The following is a 23,735-nucleotide window of genomic DNA, read 5'->3' as shown; positions in this document are numbered from 1 at the left end:
CCCCGACCGTCCGGCGTGAAGCGCTAGGGTGGTGTATGTCGATGCTCGAAACCCTGGGCGTCCTCGCGCACCGCGGTGGCCTGATCGCGCGGCACCCCGAGCTGACCGTCGGCGTGGTCGCCGCGTACGCCCGCCCGACCGGCCTGGAGCTCGAGCTCCTCGCCCGCCGCCCGCCGGACCCGCGCGGCGCCGAGCAGCGCCAGGCCGACATCCGGGCCGGGCGCACCGGTCCCCCGCCGGCCGAGCGCCGCCTGCTGCCGCCCTTCGACGAGGGCCTCGACCTGCGCGCCGGCTGGCTCGACGACACCGGGCGCGCGCACTGGGAGTTCGGCTCGCTCGAGTCGAGCGGCGACTACGCCGGGTTCCGCCTGCGCACCCGGCTGCTGTTTCCGCTGCGGTACCCGCACGTGTCCGTCGCCCTCGCGTGGCCGGAGATCGGCTTCCCGGAGACCGTCGTGGACCTCGCGCTCCCGGACCGCGCGACGGTCGAGCGCGGCACCGTGTCCATCTGGGACGCCCCGCATCACGCCTCGGACCCGCCCGCGGGCCTGCGGCACCGCGACGCGCACGAGATCCTCGACGAGCCGCACATCGAGACGGGCCGGATCGTGGCCGCGCCCCGGGTCCTGCACCGCGACCGCGGCGCCGCCGTGGTCCTGACCCGCGTGACCGCCGTCGGGGAGCTGCTGTCCCTGGAGGTCGTGAGCGTGGCAACCCGGGCCGTGCCGAGCGAGTGGGGCGCGTCGATCGCGGTGCTGCACGGCCGGGAGGCGATCGGGCTCGGCCCGAACGCGGCCTCCGCGGCGGGCGGCGCCCAGGCCTTCCGGTCGACGGCCGGGTTCACCGTGCGCAGACCGGACGACGACGTCCTCGGCCTGCTCGTCTCCTGGCCGGCGGCGGGCCTGCCGGAGGCGCTCGCGACGGTCCCGCTCAGCCGCCCGGGTCCGTGATCCGGGCCCAGCAGGTGGACGAACGGCGCCGGACCGGACGCGCTGGGCCGAGCGCGGGAGCGTCCGGGGGTTAGCATGCGGCCGTGACGATTGACGCGGCGATCGCCGAGCCGGACCTCGACGAACCGCCGCGGGCCGCGGCGGGGTCGTCACCCGACCGCCGGGTGCTGGCGGCGCTGCTCGCCGTCTGTGCCGTGCCGATGGTGATCTCGGCCCTGGTGCACCGGTACACCCGGATCCCCGACGGCGACGAGCCGCACTACCTGGTGATCAACGAGTCGCTCAAGCGGTACGGGTCGATCCACGTCAAGCGGGTCTACGACAACTGGGAGTTCAAGGCGTTCCACCCCGGGCCGCTCGACGCGCACCTGGCGGCGGCGCCGCACGGGACGCTGCCCTGGCACGGGATCGGCGGGCCGCTGCTGTGGCACGTGCCGTACCTGCTCGGCGGCCGCCTCGGCGTGCTGCTGTTCATGGTCGCGGTGTCGCTGCTGACCGTCGCGAACGCGTTCTGGCTCGTGCGCGGGCTCGGCCTCGAGCGGCGGTACGCCTTCGTCACCGGCCTCGGCATCGGCCTCGGCTCGACCGCGCTGACCTACTCCGCGAAGGCGTTCGTCGAACCGCTCGCGGCGCTGGCCGTGCTCTACGGCTTCCGGGTGCTCACCAAGCCGGCGCTGCGCATGCATGACCTCGTGCTCGTCTCGGCCGCGCTCGGCACGCTGCCGTGGGTGCACAGCCGGTTCCTGCCGCTGGAGGTGCCGCTGGTACTCCTGCTGGCGTGGCGGCTGTACCGGGAGCGCGCCGGGCGGTGGCGCTGGGCGGCGCTGCTCGGGCCCCTGGCCGTGATCACCGCGGGGCTGTTCACCTACCTGTGGACCGTGTGGCACAGCCTCAACCCGTCGATCAACCAGGCCGGCGACACGTCGCTGCTCTTCGGGGCCGACCCGGCCACGAACCTCGTCGGCGTGCTGCTGGACCAGGAGCACGGCGTGCTGTTCTCGTACCCGATCTTCCTGTTCGTGCTGCCGGGCCTGGTCCTGGCCGTCGCCGGTGAGCACCGCCGGCTGCACCTGCAGCTGCTCGCGGTCGTCGGGCCGTACTGCCTCATCCTGCTGACCTCGCCGGGCTGGTGGGGCGGCTGGGCCCCGCCGGCGCGGCTCTGGGCCGCGGTGCTGCCCGTGTTCGCCTTCCCGATCGGCTACGCCCTGCAGCGCGCGCACCACTGGACGCTCACGGCCTGGGCGGTGGCGTGCGTGGGCGTCAGCGTGGGCCTGGACACGCTGTGCCGCTTCAGCCCGAGCAACGGCTTCTCCGCCGACTTCGGGTACCTCGTGCCGCTGCGCGTGCTGGAGGAGTACACCGCCTGGCACTTCACCGGTTATCTGCCGGCCTGGCAGACCCGCGCCGCCGCGCCCTGGCCGTTCCTGTGGTGGGGCCTGGCCGTCGCCGTCTTCGCCGTGCTCGTGCTGCTCGCGGCCCGCCGCGCCGGCCGCCCGCCGTCGGGCCCCGGGCGCGACGGCGGGCGGGAATCTGCTCAGGCGGCGGTCGGGGCGAGGTAGGTCACGGGCTTGCCGCAGTAGCTGGGCGGCAGGGTGACGACGGGGTTGCGGCAGACCTGCACGACGACGCGGTCGATGCCCTTCTCGGCGGCGGCGCCGCCCAGGACGAACGAGAACGTCAGCGTGCCGTTGTCGGCGGTGCGGCTCTGCCGGGCCACCTCGGTGGTGCCGAGGTAGGCGACGAAGGAGACGGTGCTGGCGTAGCCGTCGTCGCGGCAGATCGGGCCCGGGTCGATCGGCAGCGGCCGGTCCGCCACCTTTCCGGAGACCCCGACGCCGGGCGTCGGGAACGGGGACACGGGACCCTGCGGCCAGCTCAGGGTGCCGCTGCTGGAGCCGTACCGGCAGCTGTCGCCGGAGTCGGCGGCGAACGCCTGGCTGATCACGGCGGCGTGCGCGGCGCTCGGGAAGACGAGTGCCGCGCCGGTGGTGGCGGCGGCCAGGGCCACCGCTCTTAACATCAGCTTGGACATAGCCGGAAGTCTATATCCGTTGCCGCGGCGGCACTGCCCCGTTTACCGTCCCGTCGTGTCGACGACGTTGTGGGAGTTCCGGCAGCTGTACTTCACGGTGCGCGACGACGCCCCGATCGAATGGGGCGGCGAGGTGCTGCGACCGTGGCTCGAGGCGCGCCCGCACGTGCTCGCGGAGCTGCGCGAGCTGGGCCGGCCCGACAGCCGGCGGGCCCGGTTCACGTCCGGCGGGCGGGAGTACACGCCGCTGGAGGGCCTGTACCCGCTGGGCCGGGTCGTCGACCTGCTCATCGCCCCGCACCAGCCGGTCGACTTCGCGGCCGGGGCGCCGCGGTGGGTGGACCCGCTGCCGTCCGCGGCGGCCTGGGCGGAGTTCCGCGCCGCGATCGGCGCGGTCACCGTCGACGAGCGGGCGTTCCACCCGTTCTTCCACGAGATCGTCGAGGTCGTCCCGGCCGAGGACCCCGCGGAGCCGCCGAGCCTCGTGCGGGAGTTCTGGCCGGGCGCGCTCGTCGGCGGGATGCTGCTGGCCCGGGCGGGCGTGGCCGTGCGCGCGGGCGCCCGGCACCTCGATCCCGAGGTCGCCGCCCGGTCCTGCCTGTACTGGGCCTGGTGGCGCCGCAACCGCCCGAGCGCCGACCTGTCCCACGGCTGGGGGCACAACTCCCAGTGGGGCACGGACTTCCGCCGCGACTACGTGGCCGACGGCGCCCTGCACTACAACGTCGACGTGGTCAAGCCGTACCGGCCCGTCGGCGCGGACCTGGTGCGGTACCGCTGCAGCACTTTGACCGATCTGGGCGACCAGGAGTGGCCGTACCACACCGGCCTGACCGAGCCGGCGCCGTGAACCGTCAGGCGATCGCGGCCTTGGCCGCGAAGTAGCCGTCCGAGCCGGACTGGTAGGCCCACACGTGCAGGCCCGGGACCGCCAGGCCGCCGTTCGTGCCGAACTTGATGTGCCGGCCCAGGCCGTCGTGGTCCCAGGCGTCGACGAAGCGCAGCATCGCCGGGCGGGTCGTCTGCCCCGCGCGCACGCCCGCCAGCGCGATCTGGGCCGCGTCGTACGCCTCCGGCGCGTAGTACTCGGGCGTCTCGCCGAAGCGGGCCTTGAACTGGGAGCGGAACGCGTCCAGGCCCTGGGTGACCGGAACGCACGGGCAGGTGGCGTACGTCCCGTGGCCCGCGTCGCCGGCGGTCGTGCGGAAGGTCTCGGTGATGACCTTGTCCCCGGTCACCAGCGGGATCTGGGGCAGCACCGCGCGCAGGCGCTGCACGAACGGCGCCGTGTCGTCGGCCCAGCCGCCGAAGTACACCGCGTCGGCGCCGCTGCGGCGGACCTGGTCCACGACCGGGGACCAGTCGGCGGCGTCCTCGGTGACGGCGGCCTTCCCGGCCACGGCCCCGCCCAGCGACGTGGCCACGCGGGCCGACACGTCCGTGCCGAAGTGGGTGTCGTCGCCGATCACGAAGACGCGCCGGGCCTTCAGGGTGCCGGTGAGGTACCGCGCCGCCGCGTCGGCCTGGTCGTCGTCGCTCGGCAGGGTGCGGTGGAACACCGTCCAGCCCTTCGCCGTCAGGTCCGAGTCGCTCGCGGACGGGCTGATGACGGCGAGCCCGGCCGGTTCGAAGACCGGCACCGCGGACTCCGCCTCGTGCCCGTAGGTGGGCCCGACGACGGCCACGACGGACGGGTCCTCGACGATGAGCTTCGCCGACTCCACCACCTCGCCGGTGATCGCGGTGTCGTACTGCTGCACCCGCACCTGGCACTCGTGCGGGTGCGCGGCGTTGTCCTGCGCCGCCGCCAGCACGACGGCGTCGAACTCCCCGGGCCCGTCCCCGGCGGCGTCGCCGGTCAGCTCGCCCATGAACGCGAGCGTCTGTGCGCACTCGTCCGGCCCCCGAGTGCCGGAGGCCGCGGGGCTGCCGCCGCGCGGGATGAAGTCGGCGGCCAGACAGGTGCCGAGCACGACGACCACGGCGACGGCGACGAGGTCCCACCGGGCGCGGCCGGGCCGGGTCACCACGACCGCGGGGCGCTCCGGCTCCGCGGGCTTCGGCGGGGGCCGGTGCGGTACCGCCGCGGCTTTTCCGGGGGCGGCCGGGTCGAGGACGGCGTCGGACAGGCCGCGCGCCTCGGCCACGCCGGACCGCAGGCCCTCCAGGTCGCCGGTGAGCTCGGAGAGGCGCGCCTCGGTGTCGCCCGCCCCGGCCGTGTCGTGCATGACGATCAGCTCGGCGACGCGAACGCCGAGGCCCTCGAGGTCGAACACCGCCGCCTCGATGCGGGCCAGCAGGGTGCGCCGGGTGGTGTCGAGCCGGTCGGCCACCGCCAGCTGCTCCTCGAGCGCGTGCACCGACCGGTCGAGCTCGGCCTGCAGCGCCGCGTCGGCGGCCTCGGCGCGCCGCCGCCGGCTCGCGTCCAGGTCGCGCCGCAGCCGCTCGACCGCGATGTCGCGCTGGGAGCGCTCGACCGCCCGGGCCTGGTCGGCGAAGCGGCGCAGGTCGGCGAGGATCTCGGCGGCGTGGTCGTCGACGTCGCCGATCTGCTCGCGCAGCACCGGGTCGCGCGGCGCGGCGGTCTGCTCGCGCAGCCGCCCGACGGCGGCCTCGGCCCGCTTCACGAGCCGGTCCGCGGTGACGGCCTCGGTTTCGGGCGCCGCGGGCCGCGCCGTCGCGCGGCGGAAGCGGGCCGTGGCGACGAGGCGCCACAGCGCGTACCCACCGGCGATGACCAGGGCCAGGGCCAGGCCGATCCACCACGGACCGATCATGATCGCTCCAGAGACGTCTGTAGTGAAGGATGACGGTACCGCCACCGCGCCACTACCCGCCGGCGACCGCGGCCTCCAGGTCGCGGCGGGTCAGTGCCGGGCGCAGCTGCAGGCCCTCGGCCGCGAGGTTGGCGCCACCGCCCTGCTCGCGGTCGATCGCGCACACCACCGCCACGATCTCGGCGCCCTCGGCGCGCAGGGCCCGGCACGACGCCAGCAACGCGCCCCCCGTGGTCACCACGTCCTCGACCACCACGAGGCGGCGGCCGGCGACCGCGGCCCCCTCGGCCGCCCGCTGCGTGCCGTACGCCTTGGCCTCCTTGCGCACGAAGACCGTCGGCAGGCCGGTGAGCTGCGACATCACGGTTGCGAGGGGGATGCCGCCGAGCTCCATCCCGGCCAGGGCGTCGCACTCGGGCAGCAGCCCGGTCATCGCCGCGGCGACCTCGCGCAGCAGGGCGGGCTCGGCCTCGAACCGGTACTTGTCGAAGTACTCGTCGCTCACCTGGCCCGAGCGGAGGCGGAAGGAGCCGGTCAGGTGGCAGGTCTCGTACACGCGGCGCGCGAGCGGGCTGGTCATGCCCGCCACCCTCTCATCCGGCGCGGCCGGTCCTCACCGGAATCGTCAGCACAGATTGAGCTCGCGGGCCCAGAGCTGGGCGGCGGTGCGCTGGGGCAGGCTCGACGGGGCCTCCGGGTGCACGAGGTGGTACTTGCGCCGGATCGAGCGCAGGTGCGTGTTCGCGGTGTCGATCGAGACGTACAGGCGCCGGGCCGCGGCCGCCGTCGACAGGTGCTCGCAGCCGATCAGGCGCACCACCTCCAGCTCGCGCGGGGTCAGCCGGTGCTGGCGGCGCCGGGCCACGGCCGCGGCGAAGACGCGCGCCACGGCGGCCCGGGCCTGCTCGGCGGTCAGTCCGCAGCCACGCGCCGCGCGCTCCAGCGGTTCGCCCTGCCCGAGCGCGCGCAGCACCCGCTGGTCGGCCGCGGACAGCTCGGCCCCCGGCGGCAGCGGCCGGCGGCGGACGTCGGCGTGCAGCAGCGCGGCGAGCGCGGCCGACAGGTGCCGCCCGTCGGCGTCGACGACGCGGATCGCGGCGACGAGGCCGGCCGGGTCCTCGGACTTCTCGACGTACCCGCAGGCCCCGGCGGCGATCGCGGCCAGGGCCTGCTCCACGGGCGCGTACCCGGAGATGAGCAGCACCCGCCAGCCGTGCGCGACAAGCGCCGCGACCGCCCCGGCCCCCGACGGGCCCACCCCCGGCATCACGTCGCAGACGGCGATGCCGGGCGGCCCGGACTCCACGGCGGCCGCGACGCTCGCGGCCAGCGGCCGCACGGTGAAGCCGTGCTCGGCCAGCAGCGGCGTGAGCACGGTGACGAGCGGGCCGGCGAGCAGGCGGTGGTCGTCGACGACGACTACGGCCCCGGCCACCGCGGCACCACCCCGGTCCCCCGCCCCGGCGCCGCGCGCGCCCGCCGTGTCCACCCCATCGACGCCTATCGTCCCGCGCCGGGCCGCGGCCGGGCATCGGTGCGTCGGCGGATGCCATTCCGCCTCCGCGTCCGGCCGTGCCTCTCCGGAGCTGCCCGGGGCCGGTCCCGGAGTGGCACGGCCGGCGCGCCCCCGCCCCCTCGGCGTGCCCCCGGTGATGGCACAGGCGGAGATAGGTGCAACGTCGTTATCGCGGCAACTCGTACACCTCGGTCGCCGGATGGCCCGCCCGCTCGTGCACGCGCAGGATCGTCTCCCGGTCCGGCCCGTGGGCCAGGCGGAACATCAGGCCGGAGACGGGGTCGAGCCAGCCGCGGTCGAACCGAACCCCCTCGGCGGCCGCGTGCTCACGATCGGCGGCGAGCGCGGCGGCCAGCTCCTGCGGGGTGACGTCCGCGTAGCCGGCGTGCACGTCCATGAACGTCGCCATCCGACTCAGGAGCCTTCCTGCACCTGGTAGATCTCGTCGGCGACGAGGCCGTGGGCCTCGCGGTGGACGGCCTCGGCGGCCTCGGCCGACGGCGCCTCGGCGAGACAGAAGATCTTCCCGCGCGCCTCGTCGACCCAGTACCGCAGGTAGCTCACGTCGTACTTGGCCTGCGTCTGCAGGTCGGCCATGTGCGCCTTGACGACGTCGTCGACGGCGACGCCGCCGTCGATGCTGTGAATGTCCATGTAGAGCGGCATGTGCCAGCGCCTCCTCGATCCGATGCGGTGTCATGACCGTATGGAATCCGGGGGTACCGGCGGATCGGGAACGACTCCCCAGGTTTGCGCCGCGACTACCCGGTTTGTCACGGGGCACACGGCGGATGGGGAATCGGCTATACGTGATGCGTGACCGAGATGCCCCCGATCGCCGACGTCCCCGCCGAACCGATCGCCGTCGTTGCCCCGGACCCGCCGCGGCGGCGCCGGCCGCTGCTCGTCGCGGCCGCGGCGCTCGTCCTGCTGCTCGTCGCCGGCGCCGGGTTCGCCGGCGGGTTCCTCGCCGGCCGCCCGCCCGCGGAGCGCTACCTGGTCACGGTCTACATGAAGACCGACGCCGGCGACGCCGACAAGGCCGGCGTCCGCAAGGCGCTCGAGGGGCTGCACCCGGACGGCGCCGTCCGGTACGTCACCAAGGAACAGGCGGCCGCCAAGGCGCAGGAGACGTTCAAGGACAACGCCGAGGTCCTCAAGTACATGACCGCGGACAACCTGCCCGAGTCCTTCGAGGCGGACGTGGTGACCCGGACGATCACCTGCGCCGGGATCGCCCCGATCTGGAAGCTGACGGGCGTGGACAAGGTGACCGTCCTGCGCAAGTACCACGGCAAGGTTCCCGGCGCGCAGATCGGCTGCTGACGGGCGTCACCCCGCCTTGCGGGCGGCCTCGGCGCGGGTGGCCACGCCGAGCTTGCCCAGCACCGCCGACACGTGGTGGTCGACGGTCTTCACCGACAGCACCAGCCGCCCGGCGATCTCGGCGTTGGTCAGGCCCTCGGCGACGAGGTCGAGCACCTGCTGCTCGCGGCGGGTCAGCCCGTGCTGGTTCGCGCGGGTCGCGGTGCGCGGGCCGGCCGGGATCGAGCGGGCGCCCGCGTCGCGCAGGCGCTGCCGGGCCACCCGCACCGCCGCGGCCGCGCCGAGGTCGCCGAAGACGGCCAGGGCGTGGCGCAGGCTGTCCTCGTCGCCGGCGCCGAGGCGGGCCAGGGCGGCGTCGTACGGGCAGCCGAGCGCCTCCCAGGCCCGGGCCGCGCCCGCGAAGTCGCCGGCCACCTCCAGCGCGAACGGCTCGGCGAGCACCCCGCGCGCCGGGCGGTCCGAGCCGGTGCGGCCCAGCCAGGTCGCGACCCAGCCGCGCAGCCAGCCGTCGGCCCGCGCACAGGCGTCGTCGGCGAGCTCCGCCTCGGCCCGGGCGTCGGAGACCTTGCCCGCGAGCCAGAACGCCTCGGCCCGGCCCAGCCGCGCCTTGACGATCCACTGGGGCTCGCCGCAGCCGTCGGCCGACGCGGCGGCCTCGTCGAGGGCCTCCCACACGCCGTTCTCGTCGCGCCGGGCGCGGATCGTGGCGTTGACGTACAAGGGATAGATCCGGTTGATCGGGGACGCCTCCTCGACCCGGGTCAGCACCTGCCGGCACAGCACCAGGGCCTCGTCCCACCGGCCCATGCGGGCCAGCGACGCCGCCCGCTCGCCGCGCAGGCAGGTGCCGTAGGTGTCGACGTCGTGCTCGTCGCAGTACGCGATCGCCTCGTGGTAGACGGGCTCGGCCTCGCCGAAGCGGCGCGCCCGGCAGAGCAGGCCGTAGAGGTTGGTGTACGCCCGGCCGGCCTTCTCGTCGTGGCCGTGCGCGATCGCCACGTCCAGCGCCCGGCGCATGAGCGGCAGCCACTCCTCGCCCTGCATGAGCCGGGCCACCGACTCGGTGTTGAGGGTGTCGCTGAGCAGGTCGTGGCGGCCGAGCGGGGCGGCGATCGCCTGCGCGCGGCGGGCCAGGTCGGCCGCCTCGGCGTGGCGGTCGGCGAGCATGCGCTGCTTGGCCAGGTGGGCGTAGGCGCGCGCGAGCTCCTGGCCCGGGCCCAGCGGCTCCAGCACCGCGATGGCCGCCTCCGCGTCGGCCAGCGCCTCCTCGCCGCGGCACAGGCTGACCCACGCCGCCGAGCGCATCCGCAGCGCGTTGCCCTCGCGCCGGCCGTCGCCCGCCGCGTGCCACAGCACCCGGGCCCGCTCGGCCGCCTCCGCCACGCCCGTCCAGGCGTCGATCATCGACAGCTCGAAGGCGAGCGCGTCCAGCAGCCGCGGATCGTTGCCGTCGGCCCGGACCGCGCGGTGGTACTGCGCCGCCGCCTCCCGGTGCGAGCGGAGCCCGGCCGCGGCCTTCGCCGCGCGCACCGCGTGGTGCAGGGCGGCGGCGGTGTCCCCGGCGGCCTCGGCGTGGTGGGCCATGCCCGCGTCGTCGCCGGACCCGAGCCGCTGCAGGGCGGCGAGCACGGCGGCGTGCGCGGCCGCGACACGATGCGGTGGCAGCGCCTGCTCCACCGCCAGCCGCGCCAGCTCGTGGCGGAACCGCAGCCCGGTGGCATCCCCGGTCAGCAGCCCCGACGCTACGAGGGCGTCGAGGGCCTCGGGCGGGGCGCCGGTCGCCGCGGCCAGCAGCCGCGGGTCGACGCGGAGGCCGATCAGGGCGGCGGTGTCGAGCACGGCCCGCGACCGCGGCTCCAGGCGGGCGGCCCGGGCGAGCACGGCGTCGGCGGCGGAGGCGGGGATGCCGGCGGTACCGTCGCGGACGAGCTCCGTCACGAAGTACGGGTTGCCGCCGGTGAGCCGGTACAGCTCGGCCGGGTCGACGCCGCGCTCCTCGGCCAGGGTCCGCACGGCCGGCTCCGACAGCGGGGCGAGGCCGATGCGGCGGGTGCCGCGCTCCGTGCCGAGGTCGCCCAGCGCGACGCGGAGCGGGTCACCCGGGGCCAGGCCGTCGTCGCGGTACGTGAGCACGGCGACGGTCCCGCGCAGCCGCCGGCCCAGGTACCGCACGAGGTCGATCGTCGCCTCGTCGGCCCAGTGCAGGTCCTCGATGACGAGCACGTCGACGTCCTTGAGCGCGCGCAGGGTCGCGGCGAAGAGGTGGTCGCGGCCGACGGTGACGTCGAGGCCGATCTCGTCGGCGATGTCGAACAGCGGGCCGAGCGGGCGCGGCGTGAACAGGCCGTCGCACATGGCCCAGACGACCCGATCCTTCTCCCGGCCCCGGGTGAAGGACTCGACCAGCGCCGTCTTGCCGACGCCGGCCTCGCCGCCGACGAGCACGACGCGGCCCTCGCCGGCGCGCGCCTCGCGGGCGTACTCGGCGAGGGACGCCAGCGCGGAGTCCCGCTCCAGCAGTGTCATGGCGGCTACCGGTCGCGCGGGCCGTACCGCTGCTCGGCGCGCGCCCGGGCCCGGGCCGCCTCGACCTCGCGGTCGCGCGGCGGCGTGCGGGTCACCAGGCCGTCCAGCAGGGTCCGGGTGGCCTCGGTGACGGCCCGCACGGCGGCGTCGAACGCCTCCTGGTTGACCGCGGCGGGGTGGGTCATACCGGCGACCTTCCGCACGTACTGCAGCGCGGCGGCCTCGATCTCGTCCTCGGTCGCGGGTGGCTCGAAGTTGTTCAGCACGCGGATGTTCCTGCACATGACCCCTACGATGCCAGGCTCGCGAAAAAATGTCGCACCCTCTCGCTAGTGTGCCGGTCATCCGATAGACGAGGGAATGGAGCAACCCGCATGGCGTGGCTGGCGGCCGGCGGCGGCTATGAGGTGACCCTGGATGCAGGGCGCATAGCGTGCCGTAACCAGAAGGGCAAGGTGCTCAGGTCGATGCCCTCGTCGCTGCGCGACGACCCGGCGGTCGCCGGGCTGCGGCAGCTCTCGGAGTGGCTCGCCCGGCACGAGGCGGAGGTGCGCGAACAGGTCGACCTGTGGATGATCCGGTCCCTGCCCGTCCCGGCCGGGCTCCTCGCGCGGGTCTGGCCCGACGAGACGTGGCGGGCGGCGCTGACCGACCTCGTGGTCGCGGTCCTCGACGACGACGGCGCCTTCGACCCCGACGAGGCCGGGTTCCTCCGCGACGCCACCGCCGACGGGATCGGCATCGTGAACCTCGACGGCGAGACGGTGCGGCTGCCGGCGCAGCGGATCGCGGTGCCGCACCCGACGCGCCTGCCCGACCTGGAGGACCTGCGCGAGTTCGCCGCCGACCTCGGCGTCGAGCAGTCCGTCGACCAGCTCTTCCGCCAGACCTGGGCCCGCCCCGGCGAGCTGGAGCCGGGCGCGGTGAGCGTGCGCGACTACGCCGGCGGCCGCTTCGCCGAGCTGCGCCACCTGCTCGCGCGGGCCGGCTCGCTGGGCTACCCGGTCCGCGGCGGCTACGCGGTCTGCCGCGTGTTCGAGGACGGCCGCGGCCTGGAGGCCCGCAGCTGGGTCGGGGCCGACGACCCCTACTCGGAGGCGGAGACCGGCGACCTGGTGTTCGTCCACCCCGACGGCAAGTCGATCCCCCTCGCCGAGGTGGGGCCGGTCGCCTGGTCGGAAGGCATGCGCATGGCCGCGGCACTCTACGCGGGCCGGGTCGTCGAGGAGAGCAAGGAGGAGGACGCATGAGCGAGGCCCTGCTGGACGCGGGGGCGGTGCTGCCGCTCGGGTCCGACGTCGAGAAGGACACCATCGACACGCTCACGACCCGGGCCTATGTGCATCCGGTGCTCGGCGACCGCCGGGTCGTCCGGCTCGTGCCGGGCGCGCTCGGCCCGGCCGAGGACCTCACGATGGAGTTCCTGGGCTTCGCCGCGCCGGAGACCGTCGCCGAGGTCGGCGTGGTCCGGCAGCAGGCGCTGGGCTTCCCGGCCTGGGCGCTCGTGCACGACCCCGCCAACGGCCACCACGCGCTGGCCCTGGTCAAGGACATCGAGCGGCTCGTGCGGGTCGCGAAGTCCCGCATCGGCCCCGCCCGCGACGGCTTCAACGAGCTCGGCGAGCGCCTGGCCCGCTCGGTGCCGCACTTCCTGCCGACGTTCTACGAGGAGGCGGCCCGCGCGTTCCTGGCCGCCGACAGCCAGACCTACGCGGCGAGCATGTTCGGCAAGGCCCGCGAGGCCGAGCGCACCTACGCGCTGGCGATCGACGAGGAGCGGCAGCACACCGTCTTCCTCGAGTTCGCCCTGGCCGGCGCGCTGACCGCCAAGGCCCTCGCCCAGCACGCCCGCGACCTGGCCGGGCGGTGCCCGCCCGCGGTCGCCTACGAGCGGTTCCGCCGGCTGTGCCTGGAGCGGACGCTGGGCGGAATGCCGCCCTACGCCCAGATGCACGTCGACCTCGGGCGCCTGGCCAAGGCCGCGAAGCTCGGCCCGGAGGAGGACGAGGCGGTGCTGAGCGAGCTGCTCGCGGCGCCGTCGCTGCTGCGGGCGCCCGGCGGGTTCTGGAAGGCCTACCGGCCGGCCCTGCTGCGCATCGCCCGGCGCGACCCGAAGGTCCGCGGCCAGGTGCTGGGCATGTTCCCGCAGGACTGCCCGTTCGACGTGTGGCTGGAGATCCTGGAGGAGAGCGGGGCCACGGAGGCGCTCACCGGCGCCGCCGACCCGGTCGCCGCGGCGCCGGACGGGCCCGCGGGCTGGCTCGCCCGCGCCGACCGCAGCCGGGGCTGGCGCAAGGAGCGCAGCGCCCGGTTCCTGGCGCTGGCCGAGCGGATGGCGCCGCGGCTCATCGCCGACGGCACGCCGGTCGAGCTGGCGCCCGCGCACGGCCGCGTCGACCTCGACCTCGCCGACCTGATGCTCGGCCTGGGCGTGCCGATGGCCGAGGTCGACGAGCACGCCCGGTGCGACGTCGGCGTCTGGCTCGGCGACGAACGCGAGGGCCGCCGCGACCTGAGCGTCGCGGTCGCCCACGAGCACCTCCGGCCGCTGCTGGCCCAGAGCATCGAGGGTTTCCTCCATACGTGGTACCGGGCGGAGGACGCCAAGGTCGACGCGTCCAAGGTCGCCCAGGTGGTCGCGGTGCCCGGCCTGCGCACCGCGCTGCACTGGTGGCTCGACCGGCTCGCCGGCCGGGTCGAGGCGCAGGGCCTCACCACGGTCGGGGCCGAGCTGGACCGGCTCACCCTCGTCGCCTGCCCCGACGGGATCGCGGTCAACCCGGCCGCGATCGCCCGGATCACCGCGTTCGACCTCGGCCCGGTGCTCGGCCGGACGCTGCGGGCCGGGGTCGTCGACGAGCTCGGCTGGCCCGCGCTGGAGGCCGCGGCCGAGACGCTCGGGGCGCTGGACCGCAGCCGGCTGACCGACAACCTGGTCGTCACCACGCAGTGGCCGGCGCTGGTGCTGCGGCGCAACGACCGGGTGCTGGTCGTCGGCGACGAGGGCGTGGAGCTCGACCACACGCTGCGGGTCCCGGCCGAGGAGCTGCGCTACTCGTGGAACTTCGCGGTCCGCTACGTCGACGGGCAGCTGCTGGTGAGCTGGCACCGCGACGGGGAGCGGGCCGGCTACTGGAGCGGCGCCCCCGACGACGTGTTCACCGCCGCCGACGACGGGCTCACCGGGCACGGCGAGAACTCGCTGGCCCTGGAGGGCGGCGGGCGCACCGCGGGCGGGCGGCCGCTGCGCGCCGGGGACCGCCGGGCCCAGGAGCGCGGCTCGGTCGTCAGCGACGGGCGGCACCACTGGGTGCTGCTGGAGGAGCCGGACGGCTCGATGCGGTGGTACGAGTACGACACCGCGACCGGCGAGCGGGGACGCGCCTCGATGCCGGCCTTCTTCGAGGACGGCGCCGCGGACGGCCAGCAGCTCGAGACCGCGCGCTGCCGCATCCGGCCGGCCTCGCCGCGCATGGCGGGGAGCCCGCTCGGCCACCGCGACGGGCTCGTCGGCTGGCGGGTGCGGCGCACCGACGGCGGCCAGGCCGGCGAGGGCGTCGACGGGCGGGCGTTCGCGATGGCCGACCCGCAGGCGACCCGCTCCGGCAACCCGGGGGTGCTCAGCGGCGCGATCCGCTTCCCCGGCTCCGACACGCTGCACGGCCTCTACGTCGAGCGCGCCTGGCGGGACAGCAGCGTCCGGCTGTACACCACCGAGGGTCTCTGCTTCGCCAAGGTCGGCACCACCGGCGACGCAGGGCCGTTCGCCGAGGCCACCGCGCTGGTGCCGCACGTGGCGTTCTGGCACCAGCTGCGCCCCCGCGACGAGGCCGGCTCGCACGCGCTGCGGGCGATCGGCGACGACGCGGCCGGACGGCTGATGCAGGCCGTGGCCGCGCTGGCCGGCCCCGACGCCGACCGGGCCGAGATCCCCGACGACGCCGTGCGGGAGGCGGTCCGGGCGGCGCTGCCGGAGCTGAGCCACCCGGCGCTGGTCGCCGGCGTCGGCGGGGTCGTGCGGCACGCGGCCCGCGCGGCGCTGCGCCTGGCCCGGCTGACCGGCGTCACCGCCGAGATCCTGGCCGGCGGGGCCGCCGCGGCCGCGTTCGACGACCCCGACGCCCACCTGGCCGGCGACGAGGTGCTCAACGACGCGCTGTCCGGCCTCATCCCGGGCTGCTACAACCACGGCCGGGAGTGGGTGAAGCACTTCACCGACGGCGGCGCCGCGCTCACCGGCGGCGAGCCGCGGGGCCCGCTCGACGCCTGGATCCGCGGCGGCGACCTCGACTGGTGGGACACGCTGGGGGTGCTGCCCTCGGTGCTGCTGCGGGCGGCGTCGCCGGCCACGAGCCCCGAGCACCGCGCCGCGCTGCTCGACGCGCTCGAGGTGCTCGCCGCCTCCGGCCTGCTCGACGGCGACGGCCGCACCCGCCGGCTCACGCTCGAGCCCGACAGCGGGCGCCCGGAGATGGCGCCCGGCGAGCCCTACGCGTCCGGCCCGGGCAGGGTCGTCCTGCCGTTCCAGGTCTCGGCCGAGGGCGGGGTCACCGGCATCGAGCACGCCGCCGACGGCCGGTTCGGGCCCGTGCCCGGCCACGCGATCCGCTTCGAGCGCGGGTTCGACCGCCGCGGCATCGGCCGCGACGCCGTCGCCCGGTTCGTCGCCGCCGCCCGGGAACACGGCGGCTGCACGCTGCTGCTGGCCCCGGGCACCGTCCGGGCGCTGTCGGCCGCGGCCGGGGTCAGCCTCGCCGAGGCGACGATGCTGCTCTCCGGGGCCGTCGACGACCGGCAGTGGTCGGCGAGCAAGGCGGCCGGCTGGGAGCCCGCCGACCCCACGGTCACCGACTACGCGATCGACACGGCGATCGAGCACGTGCGGCGGGACAAGTCGCTGACCCCGAAGGGCGGCGCGCACGCGGCGCTGCTGCCCGCCGACCCGGCACAGCTGTGGAGCACCGGGCCCGACCCGGCCCGGTTCGGCGCCTGGCGGGCCGAGGCGGTCGGCGCCCGCACCCCGGTGAGCGACGAGCTCATCACGGACTGCCGCCGGGCCGGGGTCCCGTCGGACGTGAGCGCCTCCGAGTTCCTGCACGGCGTGGCCAACCCGGGCACCTGCGCGTGGCTGCAGGCCCCGGACCGGGGCGTCGACGGCGACGACCTGCTCGTCACCGTCGCCCGCGGCCTGCCGTGGCTGGTGCGCCGGCTCCCGGCCGGCGACCCGATCCGGGCCGCCCTGCCCGGCGTGCTCGAGTCGGTGCGCCGGATCACCCGCGACCCCGCCTTCGAGCTGTTCGTCGCCGGCGGCGAGGAGGCCGCCGTGGAGAAGGCGCTCGCCCAGCTGGGCCTCGACGTCCAGCGCGGCGAGGAGGAGCTCGACGCCGGGCTGTTCGTGGTCTCCGCCAAGGGCTACTGGCGCCAGGTCCGGGTCCGCCCGGCCCGCATGGACGGCCCCGACGACCCGCGGGTCGACGCGCTCATCGCCGCGCTCAGCGGGGTCCGGACGCCGATCGTGGCCCTGCGCGCGGTCCTCGGCGACGAGATCACGCGCTGGCTCGACGCGCGGGACGTCGAGGCGCCGCACGACCCGTCGCGCTCGGCGCCGCAGCTCGTCGCGCAGGTCGCCGGGCGGCACGGGCTCGGCCCCGACGCCGCCGCGCTCTACCTGCAGCTGCTGGCCCTGCCCGACCCGACGGACCGCAACGTGGCCGCGTGGACCGGGTGGAAGCCGGCCCGGCTCAAGGCGGCCCGGGCCGAGCTGCTCGGCACCGACCTCGTCGTGGAGGCCAAGCGGCCGCGCGCGGGCCGGTCGCTGTTCCTGCCCGGCGGGTGGCTGGCGTGGAAGGCACCGGTGCTGCCGCTGGAGCGGTGGAAGCTGCCGCTGCTCATCGGCGCCGGCGAGGACGGCACGGCGCTGGGCGCGGTCGTCCCGGCCGCCCCCGCCCCCGAGCTGTTCGGCCGGGCCTGGGAACGGATCGTCGCCGGGGACACGCCCCGCTTCGAGGAACTGCAGACCCGAGGCCGAGCCTCGCAGGGAGGACGTCGATGACCGCCACCGTGACCGCACCCCGGCAGGTCGACCCGGCCGAGCACGCGCACGCCACCGAGCTCGCGTTCCTGGCCGCGTTCGACGGCGGGGCGCGCCCGCCCGGCTGGCGGCTCACCCCGCGGGCCGTCGTCACGTTCATCGTCGGCAGCGACGGGGAGCTCGCCCTGCCCAAGGGCAAGCGGCCCGAGGGGGTGCCGGCGAAGCTGGAGATCGCTCGGAAGTTCGTCGGCGACCGGGCCCTGGTCGAGCGGTGCGTCGTCACCCTCGCCGGCGAGCGCGGGCTGCTGCTCGTCGGCGAGCCCGGCACCGCCAAGTCGATGCTGTCCGAGCTGCTCGCGGCGGCCGTGTGCGGCACCAGCGAGCTGGTCGTGCAGGGCACCGCGGGCACGACCGAGGACCAGCTGCGGTACGGCTGGAACTACGCCCTTCTGCTCGCCCACGGCCCCAGCCCGGAGGCCCTCGTGCCCTCGCCGGTGCTGGCCGCGATGCGGGCCGGGCAGGTGGCGCGGATCGAGGAGATCACCCGGTGCCTGCCCGAGGTGCAGGACGCGATGGTGTCGATCCTGTCCGACCGGCGCATCGCGGTGCCGGAGCTGTCGGGCACCGACGGCGCCACGGTCCACGCCGCGCCGGGCTTCACGCTCATCGCCACCGCCAACCTGCGCGACCGCGGGGTGTCGGAGATGTCGGCCGCCCTCAAGCGCCGCTTCAACTTCGAGACTGTCGGCCCGATCCCCGACCTGGCCCAGGAGACGGCGCTGGTCGGCCGGCAGGCGCGCGCGGCGCTGGAGCGGGTGCAGACGCCGTTCGAGGTCGACGAGGCGGTCCTCGAGGCGCTCGTGACCGCGTTCCGCGACCTGCGGGCCGGGCGGTCGGTCGAGGGCTGGGAGGTCGAGCGGCCCTCGACGGTGATGAGCACGGCCGAGGCGGTCGCGGTGGCCGCGTCGCTGGGGCTGGCCGCCGCCTACTTCCCCGGCGACCGCGACGTCCTGTCCCTGCTCCCGGCCCACCTGCAGGGCGTGGTGTGCAAGGACGACCCGGCCGACGGCGCGAAGCTGCTGGGCTACTGGGACGGTGCGGTCCGCCGCCGCGCCGAGGAGGGCGCCCGCCTGTGGCGCCGGCTGTGGGAACTGCGCGATGTCCTCCAGCCCTGAGCCGGTCCGGGCCGGCACCGACCCCGACGCCGCGCTCGCGGCGCTGGCGGGGGCCACGGTGCCGTACCTCATCGGGGTGCGGCACCACTCCCCCGCGCTGTCCGTGGTCATCGGGGAGCTGCTCGACCGGTTCCGGCCCGAGGTGCTGCTGCTGGAGCTGCCGGCGGAGTTCGCGTCGTGGCTGCCGTGGCTGGCCGACCCGGGCACGCGGGCGCCGGTCGCGCTCGCGGGCGTGCAGGGGGCCGACGGCGGCCCCGCGTTCTACCCGTTCGCGGACTTCTCGCCGGAGCTGGTGGCCGTGCGGTGGGCCGCGAAGCACGGCGTGGAGGTCGTCCCGTGCGATCTGCCGCTCGCGTCGCGGGGCTGGGACGAGGCCCGCGCGCCCGGCGCCGCGACCGCGCACGGCTCGTCGTTCGGCGACGCGCTGCGCCAGGCGGCGAGCGGGCGGCCGGACGAGGACATGTGGGACCGCGTGGTCGAGGCCCGCGCGCCCGGATCCGACCCGGAGGCGGTGCGGCGTGCGGCGCTGCTCGTGGGCTGGGCGATGCGCACCGACGCCGCGACCGGCGGCGGGGTGCCCGAGCTGGACCGGCGGCGCGAGGCGTGGATGCGCCGGTGCCTGGCCGCGGCCGGGGACCGGCGGGTGGCGGCCGTCGTCGGGTCGTTCCACGCGGCCGCGCTGCTGGCCGGGGCGCCCGCGCCCGACCCGGGCCCCGGCGGCGACGGGGACGTGGTGACGTCGCTGGTGCCGTACAGCTTCGCGCTGCTGGATGCGCGGTCCGGGTACCCGGCGGGGATCCGGGATCCGCGGTGGCAGCAGGCGGTCGTCGACGCCGCGGGGCGGCCCGAGGGCGTGGAGGCCGCGGCGCTCGCCTCCGTGGTCGAGGTCTGCTCGCGGGTGCGGGCCGGCGGGCACCCGGCCGGGCCGGCCGAGGCGCGCGAGGTCGTGCGGCTCGCGTCCGACCTCGCCCGGCTGCGGGGGCTGCCGGCGCCCGGGCGGGGCGAGATCGTCGAGGCCCTGCAGAGCGTGCTCGCGCACGGGGAGGTGCTCGGGCGCGGCCGGGTCGTGGCGGCCGCGATGGAGGCCGTGCTCGTCGGCGACGAGCGCGGGGCGCTGGCGGCGGGGGCGCCGCGGTCCGGTCTGCGGCCGGCGGTACAAACCCTGCTCGAACACCTGCGGCTGCCCGGGCCCGGGGCGGCCGCGAAGGATCTGCGGCTCGACCCGCTGCGCTCCGACCTCGACCGGCGGCGGGACGTGGCGATGCGGCAGCTCGCTGCGTGCCGCATCCCCTACGCCGAGCTCGCCGGGGTCGAGGGGACCGGGGGCGTCGACGCGCTGTCGACGCGGTGGAACGCGCAGTGGACGCCCGGCACCGAGGCGATGCTCGACGTCGCCGGGGTGCGCGGGGTCACGCTCGCGCAGGCGGCCGAGGGGGCGCTGCGGGAGCGGCGGCGTCGCGAGGAGAGCGCCGAGGGCGCGACCGCGGCCCAGATCATCGGCGGGCTGGCCGCGGCGGCCGAGTGCGGGCTGCCGGGGCTGGCCGCCGAACGCCTCGCCGAGGTCGCCGAGCACATCCCGGCCAGCGCCACGCTCGAGGAGCTGATGGCGGCGCTGGGCCTGCTCGACCGGCTGCGCAACGGGCACGTTCCCGGTCTGCCCGCCGCGGTCGCCGCGGACCTGGCCGACCTCGGGGCGCTGGGGGATGCGCTGGAGGCGGCGGCGGTACGCCAGGTCGACGGCCTCGCCGGCTCCGACGACCTCGCCGACGTCCACGCGCTCGTCGCCCTGGGCCGGCGCGCCGACGCCGCCGGGGTGGGGCTGCGCCTCGCCGACGCCCTGCGCCGCCTGGCCGCGAACGGCACGCCGACGATGGCGGCCGCGGCCGGCGCGGTCGAGGTGCTGCTCGGCCTCGCGGCGCCGGACGGGCTCGGCTCGCGGGTCGCGTCCTGGGTCGACGCGGCGGTCGACGACGACGCGCGCCGGCGGCTGCTGGGCCACCTGCGGGGCCTCCTGGCCGCCGCGGAGCCGCTGCTGCAGTCCGGGCCCGACGCCCTCGACGGGCTGCTCGACCGGGTCGCGACGCTGCCCGACGACGCGTTCCTGGCCCGGCTGCCGGCGCTGCGGGGCGGCTTCCAGGCGGTGAGCCCGGCGGGGCGGGACCGGCTGCTGGCGGTGGTGCGCGACCGTCTCGGCGACACCGATCCCGGCTCCGGCTTCGGGGCGGACCCGGCCTCGCTGCTGCCGCGGCTGCTGGCGGACGGGGCCGGACGGGCGGCGGTGGAGTCGCTGGGCCTGATGCCCGCTCCGCCTGCTTCGTCGTCGCCTTCTGCTTCGCCGCCGTCGGTTTCGGCTCCGGCCGTACCCGCTCCGGGGAACCTCGCCGTGGTCGACCGGTGGCGTCTGCTGCTCGGGCGGCAGGAGCAGCGGATGGATGCGGGCGCCCGGCGGTATGCCACGGCGCTCGACGAGCTGTACGGGAAGGGGCGCGGCGAGGGCTCCGCCGCCGAGGCGGCCGGGCGGGCCGGGCGGGAGGCGCCGTTCCCCACCGTGCGGGAGTGGGCCGAGGAGCTGTCCGCGCTGTTCGGGCCGGGCGTCCGCGAGGAGGTGCTCGCCCGCGCGGCCGAGGGCGGGCGCCGCGACGCCGTCATGCTGCTCGAACCCGACGCCGTCAACCCGTCCGTCGAGCTGCTGCAGACCGTGCTGTCGCTCGCCGGCGGCCTGCCCGAGGCATCGCTGGTCCGGCTGCGGCCGCTCGTGGCCCGGATCGTCGAGGAGCTCACGCGGCGCCTCGCGACCCGGCTGCGCCCGGCGCTGGCCGGTATCAGCACGCCCCGGCCGACGTACCGGCCGGGCGGCCCGCTCGACCTGCCGCGCACGCTGCGGGCGAACCTGGCCACCACCCGCCGCGGCGAGGACGGGCGGGTGCAGATCATCCCGGAGCGGCCGGTGTTCCGGACCCGGGCGCGCCGCGGGGTCGACTGGCGGCTCGTGCTCGTCGTGGACGTGTCCGGCTCGATGGAGGCGTCGATCATCTGGTCGGCGCTGACGGGGGCGATCCTGGCCGGGGTACCGGCGCTGACGACGCACTTCGTGGCCTTCTCGACCGAGATCGTGGACCTGACCGACCGGGTCTCGGACCCGCTCGGCCTGCTGCTCGAGGTGCAGGTCGGCGGGGGCACGCACATCGCGAAGGGTCTGCGGCACGCGCGGAGCCTGGTGACGGTACCGTCGCGGACGCTCGTCGTCGTGGTCAGCGACTTCGAGGAGGGGTACCCGCTGGGCGGGCTGCTCGCCGAGACGCGGGCGCTCGTCGAGTCGGGCGTGACCCTCCTGGGGTGCGCGAGCCTCGACGACGCGGGCCGGGCGCGGTATTCGGTGTCGATCGCGTCGCAGCTGGTCGCGGCCGGGATGCCGGTGGCCGCGCTGAGCCCGCTGGAGCTGGCCCGCTGGGTCGCGGAGAAGGTGAGATCGTGAACGCATCCCTGCCGCCGATCGAGGCGACGGTGCTCGTGGCCGCCGTCGAGGGGCTGCCCGCGCGGCTGCGCAAGAAGCTCGACGACGCCGGTCCCCGCTTCGCCGGGCTGGCGGTGGGGCGGGACGGGGAGCGGTACACCGTGGCGGTCGACGACGCCACGACCGTCACGCTGCTCGCGCCGGGCGGGGTGGTGCGCTCAGCCGGGGACGTGACGTGCACGTGCCTGCTCGCGCCGAACTGCCTGCACCGGGCCGGCATCCTGTCGAACGCGCCGGTGGCTTCCCCGGACGAGCCCGCCCCTGCTGAGGACGCGCCCGCGGCTGCTGAGGACACGCCTGCGGTCTCGGATGGCGCGGCTGTGGCTTCGGATGGCGCGGCGGTGGCTGCGGACGAGGTTCGCTCGTCCACTGTGGACGGTGCGTCGCCGGTCGAGGGGGGCGGCGGCGCGGACGAGCTCGGGGTCGTGCAGCGGGCGGCCGTCGAGCAGGTGTGGCGCGCGGCCGTGGCGGTGCTCGGGGGCGGGGTCGGCGGCTCCGGGACCGTGGCGCGGGCCGCGCTGCTGCGGGCCGCGCACGAGGCGCAGGCGACGAAGGTGTACCGGGCGGCGGCCGCGGCGCGCGTCGTGGCCACGCTGCTGCAGGCGGCCCGCGGCGGCGACGCGCACTACCGGCTGGCCGACCTCACCGAGGCGATGCGGGAGCTGCTGTACGTCGCGCACGCCCTGCGCACCGGGGCGAGCACCGAGCTCGGCACGGCGCGACGGCAGTACCACGTCGAGGGGAGCCTGCGCCTCTACGGCCTGTGCACCACCGCGGTCCTCGCGGGCACCGGGCACGCGGGCGTGGTCACGTACGCGGCCGATCGCCAGGGCCGGCTGTGGATGATCGCTGACGTGATGCCCGGCGACGCCAAGCGCGCGGCCCGCGGCGGCGACGCGACGATCGCCATGGGCGAGACCGCGCTCACGCACCGCGGCCTCACCCGGGCCGGGCTCGTCGTCACCGGCGCGACGGCGGCCGGGAGCCGGCAGCTCGGCGCCGGGCGCTCGGTGCGGGCCGTCACCGCCTCCGGCGCCGCGTGGCACGAGGAGCCGCTGGCCGGGCTGTGGGCGGAGCCGGTCGCGGAGCAGGTGCATCGCGCGTTCGCCGCGCTCGCGGTGCCGGTGACCGACCGCACGGCCGGCGCCGACCTGCTGTTCCTGCGGGTGACGGTTCGCGGTACCGACGGCGACGCGGTCCTCGCCGAGCACGCCGACGGCACCCCGCTGACCCTGCGGGTCGCCGCCGACCACGCCGCGCTGGGCTACCGCGAGAACCTGCGCGTGCTCGGCCGCGCGGAGGGCCTGCGCATGCTGATGGTCGCGCGGCCCGACCCCGGCCGCCCCGGCACCGTGCTGCCGCTGGCCGTGGCCCCGGACGACGGCGAGCCGTGGCGCGTCGAGGGCCACGCCGACCTGGCGTTCGACCGGCTGCACGCCAGCCAGCTGCCGCGGATGGAGCTGCGGGAGGAGGAGCCGGCCCCGGCCGCCGGCCCCGACCCCGAGACCGCCGCGGAGGAGGTGTGGCGCCCGGCGGTCCACGACCCGGCGCTGCAGCTGCTGGCCGCCCAGGTCGAACGCACGGTCAACGGCGGCCGCGTCATGCTGACCTTCCCGACCGGCCGCGCCCCGTCGACCGCGACCCGCCTGCGCCGAGCGCGCCTCGAGACGGGCGCGGCGCTGCTCGACCACCTCGTGGCCGCCGCGAACGACCGCCCGCGCAACGCCTTCGGCCGCTTGGCCGACGACGACGGCACCGCGTTCGCCCAGGCCTGGCTGGCCACGGCCACGTACGCGGACGCCGCGAGCCGCGCCCTGGCCGAGGCGAGCTGGCTCCCGGCCGGCCCGTCCTGACCCGGACGGACGCCCATGACACCAGGTGACGACGG

The 23,735-nt window shown here is 76.6% G+C and carries 17 protein-coding genes; 9 read left to right on the top strand and 8 right to left on the bottom strand.

Translation table 11 applies throughout. The annotated features are described in order from the left end of the window. The first annotated feature begins 35 nt into the window (after window positions 1-35). The gene (locus ACPPVO_RS14340; RefSeq protein ID WP_426511693.1) at window positions 36-950 is read left to right on the top strand and encodes a hypothetical protein; all 915 of its coding nucleotides are present in this window, start codon (window positions 36-38) and stop codon (window positions 948-950) included. Window positions 951-1,033: 83 nt separating this feature from the next. Beyond that, complete coding sequence (locus ACPPVO_RS14335) at window positions 1,034-2,509, top strand: hypothetical protein (protein ID WP_426511692.1); 1,476 nt, start codon at window positions 1,034-1,036, stop codon at window positions 2,507-2,509. Here the strand turns inward: ACPPVO_RS14335 and ACPPVO_RS14330 are convergent. Then, on the bottom strand, window positions 2,485-2,982 hold the full coding sequence (locus ACPPVO_RS14330) for a hypothetical protein (RefSeq protein ID WP_426511690.1): 498 nt from the start codon (window positions 2,980-2,982) through the stop codon (window positions 2,485-2,487). The two genes, ACPPVO_RS14335 and ACPPVO_RS14330, sit on opposite strands and share 25 nt — an antisense overlap. Before the next feature lie 55 nt (window positions 2,983-3,037). Between ACPPVO_RS14330 and ACPPVO_RS14325 the strand changes: the two genes are divergently transcribed. Then, window positions 3,038-3,832: a hypothetical protein gene (locus ACPPVO_RS14325; protein WP_426511689.1), complete on the top strand. Its 795-nt coding sequence runs from the start codon at window positions 3,038-3,040 to the stop codon at window positions 3,830-3,832. Between the two features lie 4 nt (window positions 3,833-3,836). On the opposite strand, the gene ACPPVO_RS14320 is transcribed toward ACPPVO_RS14325, so the two are convergent. From ACPPVO_RS14320 to ACPPVO_RS14300, 5 genes are all read right to left on the bottom strand, one after another. Beyond that, the gene (locus tag ACPPVO_RS14320) at window positions 3,837-5,759 is read right to left on the bottom strand and encodes an ABC transporter substrate-binding protein (RefSeq protein WP_426511688.1); all 1,923 of its coding nucleotides are present in this window, start codon (window positions 5,757-5,759) and stop codon (window positions 3,837-3,839) included. A 52-nt stretch (window positions 5,760-5,811) separates the two neighbouring features. Then, window positions 5,812-6,339 carry an orotate phosphoribosyltransferase gene (gene pyrE / locus ACPPVO_RS14315; RefSeq protein ID WP_426511687.1) on the bottom strand — a complete coding sequence of 176 codons (528 nt, stop codon included), beginning with the start codon at window positions 6,337-6,339 and terminating at the stop codon, window positions 5,812-5,814. Between the two features lie 45 nt (window positions 6,340-6,384). Continuing rightward, complete coding sequence (locus ACPPVO_RS14310; RefSeq protein WP_426511686.1) at window positions 6,385-7,194, bottom strand: response regulator transcription factor; 810 nt, start codon at window positions 7,192-7,194, stop codon at window positions 6,385-6,387. Window positions 7,195-7,441: 247 nt separating this feature from the next. Beyond that, on the bottom strand, window positions 7,442-7,684 hold the full coding sequence (locus ACPPVO_RS14305; protein WP_426511685.1) for a nickel-binding protein: 243 nt from the start codon (window positions 7,682-7,684) through the stop codon (window positions 7,442-7,444). A 5-nt stretch (window positions 7,685-7,689) separates the two neighbouring features. Next, window positions 7,690-7,941, bottom strand: a complete 252-nt coding sequence (locus tag ACPPVO_RS14300; protein ID WP_360376503.1) for a DUF4242 domain-containing protein — start codon at window positions 7,939-7,941, stop codon at window positions 7,690-7,692. A gap of 159 nt (window positions 7,942-8,100) precedes the next feature. On the opposite strand from ACPPVO_RS14300, the gene ACPPVO_RS14295 reads away from it, so the two are divergent. Continuing rightward, complete coding sequence (locus tag ACPPVO_RS14295) at window positions 8,101-8,601, top strand: permease-like cell division protein FtsX (RefSeq protein ID WP_426514628.1); 501 nt, start codon at window positions 8,101-8,103, stop codon at window positions 8,599-8,601. A gap of 6 nt (window positions 8,602-8,607) precedes the next feature. On the opposite strand, the gene ACPPVO_RS14290 is transcribed toward ACPPVO_RS14295, so the two are convergent. Both ACPPVO_RS14290 and ACPPVO_RS14285 read right to left on the bottom strand, forming a co-directional pair. Next, window positions 8,608-11,127, bottom strand: coding sequence for a LuxR C-terminal-related transcriptional regulator (locus ACPPVO_RS14290; protein ID WP_426511684.1), 2,520 nt, complete (start codon window positions 11,125-11,127; stop codon window positions 8,608-8,610). A 5-nt stretch (window positions 11,128-11,132) separates the two neighbouring features. Continuing rightward, window positions 11,133-11,411: a DUF2277 domain-containing protein gene (locus ACPPVO_RS14285; RefSeq protein WP_360376509.1), complete on the bottom strand. Its 279-nt coding sequence runs from the start codon at window positions 11,409-11,411 to the stop codon at window positions 11,133-11,135. 90 nt (window positions 11,412-11,501) lie between these two features. Here ACPPVO_RS14285 and ACPPVO_RS14280 point away from each other — a divergent pair, with 90 nt between their 5' ends. The 5 genes from ACPPVO_RS14280 to ACPPVO_RS14260 are packed head-to-tail and all read left to right on the top strand — an operon-like array spanning window position 11,502 to window position 23,700. Continuing rightward, window positions 11,502-12,377: a DUF4132 domain-containing protein gene (locus ACPPVO_RS14280; protein ID WP_426511683.1), complete on the top strand. Its 876-nt coding sequence runs from the start codon at window positions 11,502-11,504 to the stop codon at window positions 12,375-12,377. Continuing rightward, window positions 12,374-17,179, top strand: a complete 4,806-nt coding sequence (locus tag ACPPVO_RS14275) for a hypothetical protein (RefSeq protein ID WP_426511682.1) — start codon at window positions 12,374-12,376, stop codon at window positions 17,177-17,179. Before ACPPVO_RS14280 ends, ACPPVO_RS14275 begins: the two co-directional genes overlap by 4 nt. After that, window positions 17,176-18,333, top strand: a complete 1,158-nt coding sequence (locus ACPPVO_RS14270) for an ATP-binding protein (RefSeq protein ID WP_426511681.1) — start codon at window positions 17,176-17,178, stop codon at window positions 18,331-18,333. Before ACPPVO_RS14275 ends, ACPPVO_RS14270 begins: the two co-directional genes overlap by 4 nt. Continuing rightward, on the top strand, window positions 18,317-21,808 hold the full coding sequence (locus ACPPVO_RS14265; protein ID WP_426511680.1) for a DUF5682 family protein: 3,492 nt from the start codon (window positions 18,317-18,319) through the stop codon (window positions 21,806-21,808). The genes ACPPVO_RS14270 and ACPPVO_RS14265 overlap by 17 nt, the downstream gene beginning before the upstream one ends. After that, the gene (locus ACPPVO_RS14260) at window positions 21,805-23,700 is read left to right on the top strand and encodes a hypothetical protein (protein WP_426511679.1); all 1,896 of its coding nucleotides are present in this window, start codon (window positions 21,805-21,807) and stop codon (window positions 23,698-23,700) included. The genes ACPPVO_RS14265 and ACPPVO_RS14260 overlap by 4 nt, the downstream gene beginning before the upstream one ends. The last annotated feature ends 35 nt before the right edge of the window (window positions 23,701-23,735 follow it).

The organism is Dactylosporangium sp. McL0621, from assembly GCF_049995355.1.
Classification (GTDB): Bacteria; Actinomycetota; Actinomycetes; order Mycobacteriales; family Micromonosporaceae; genus Dactylosporangium.
This window is presented reverse-complemented; position numbering and strand designations above follow the sequence as displayed.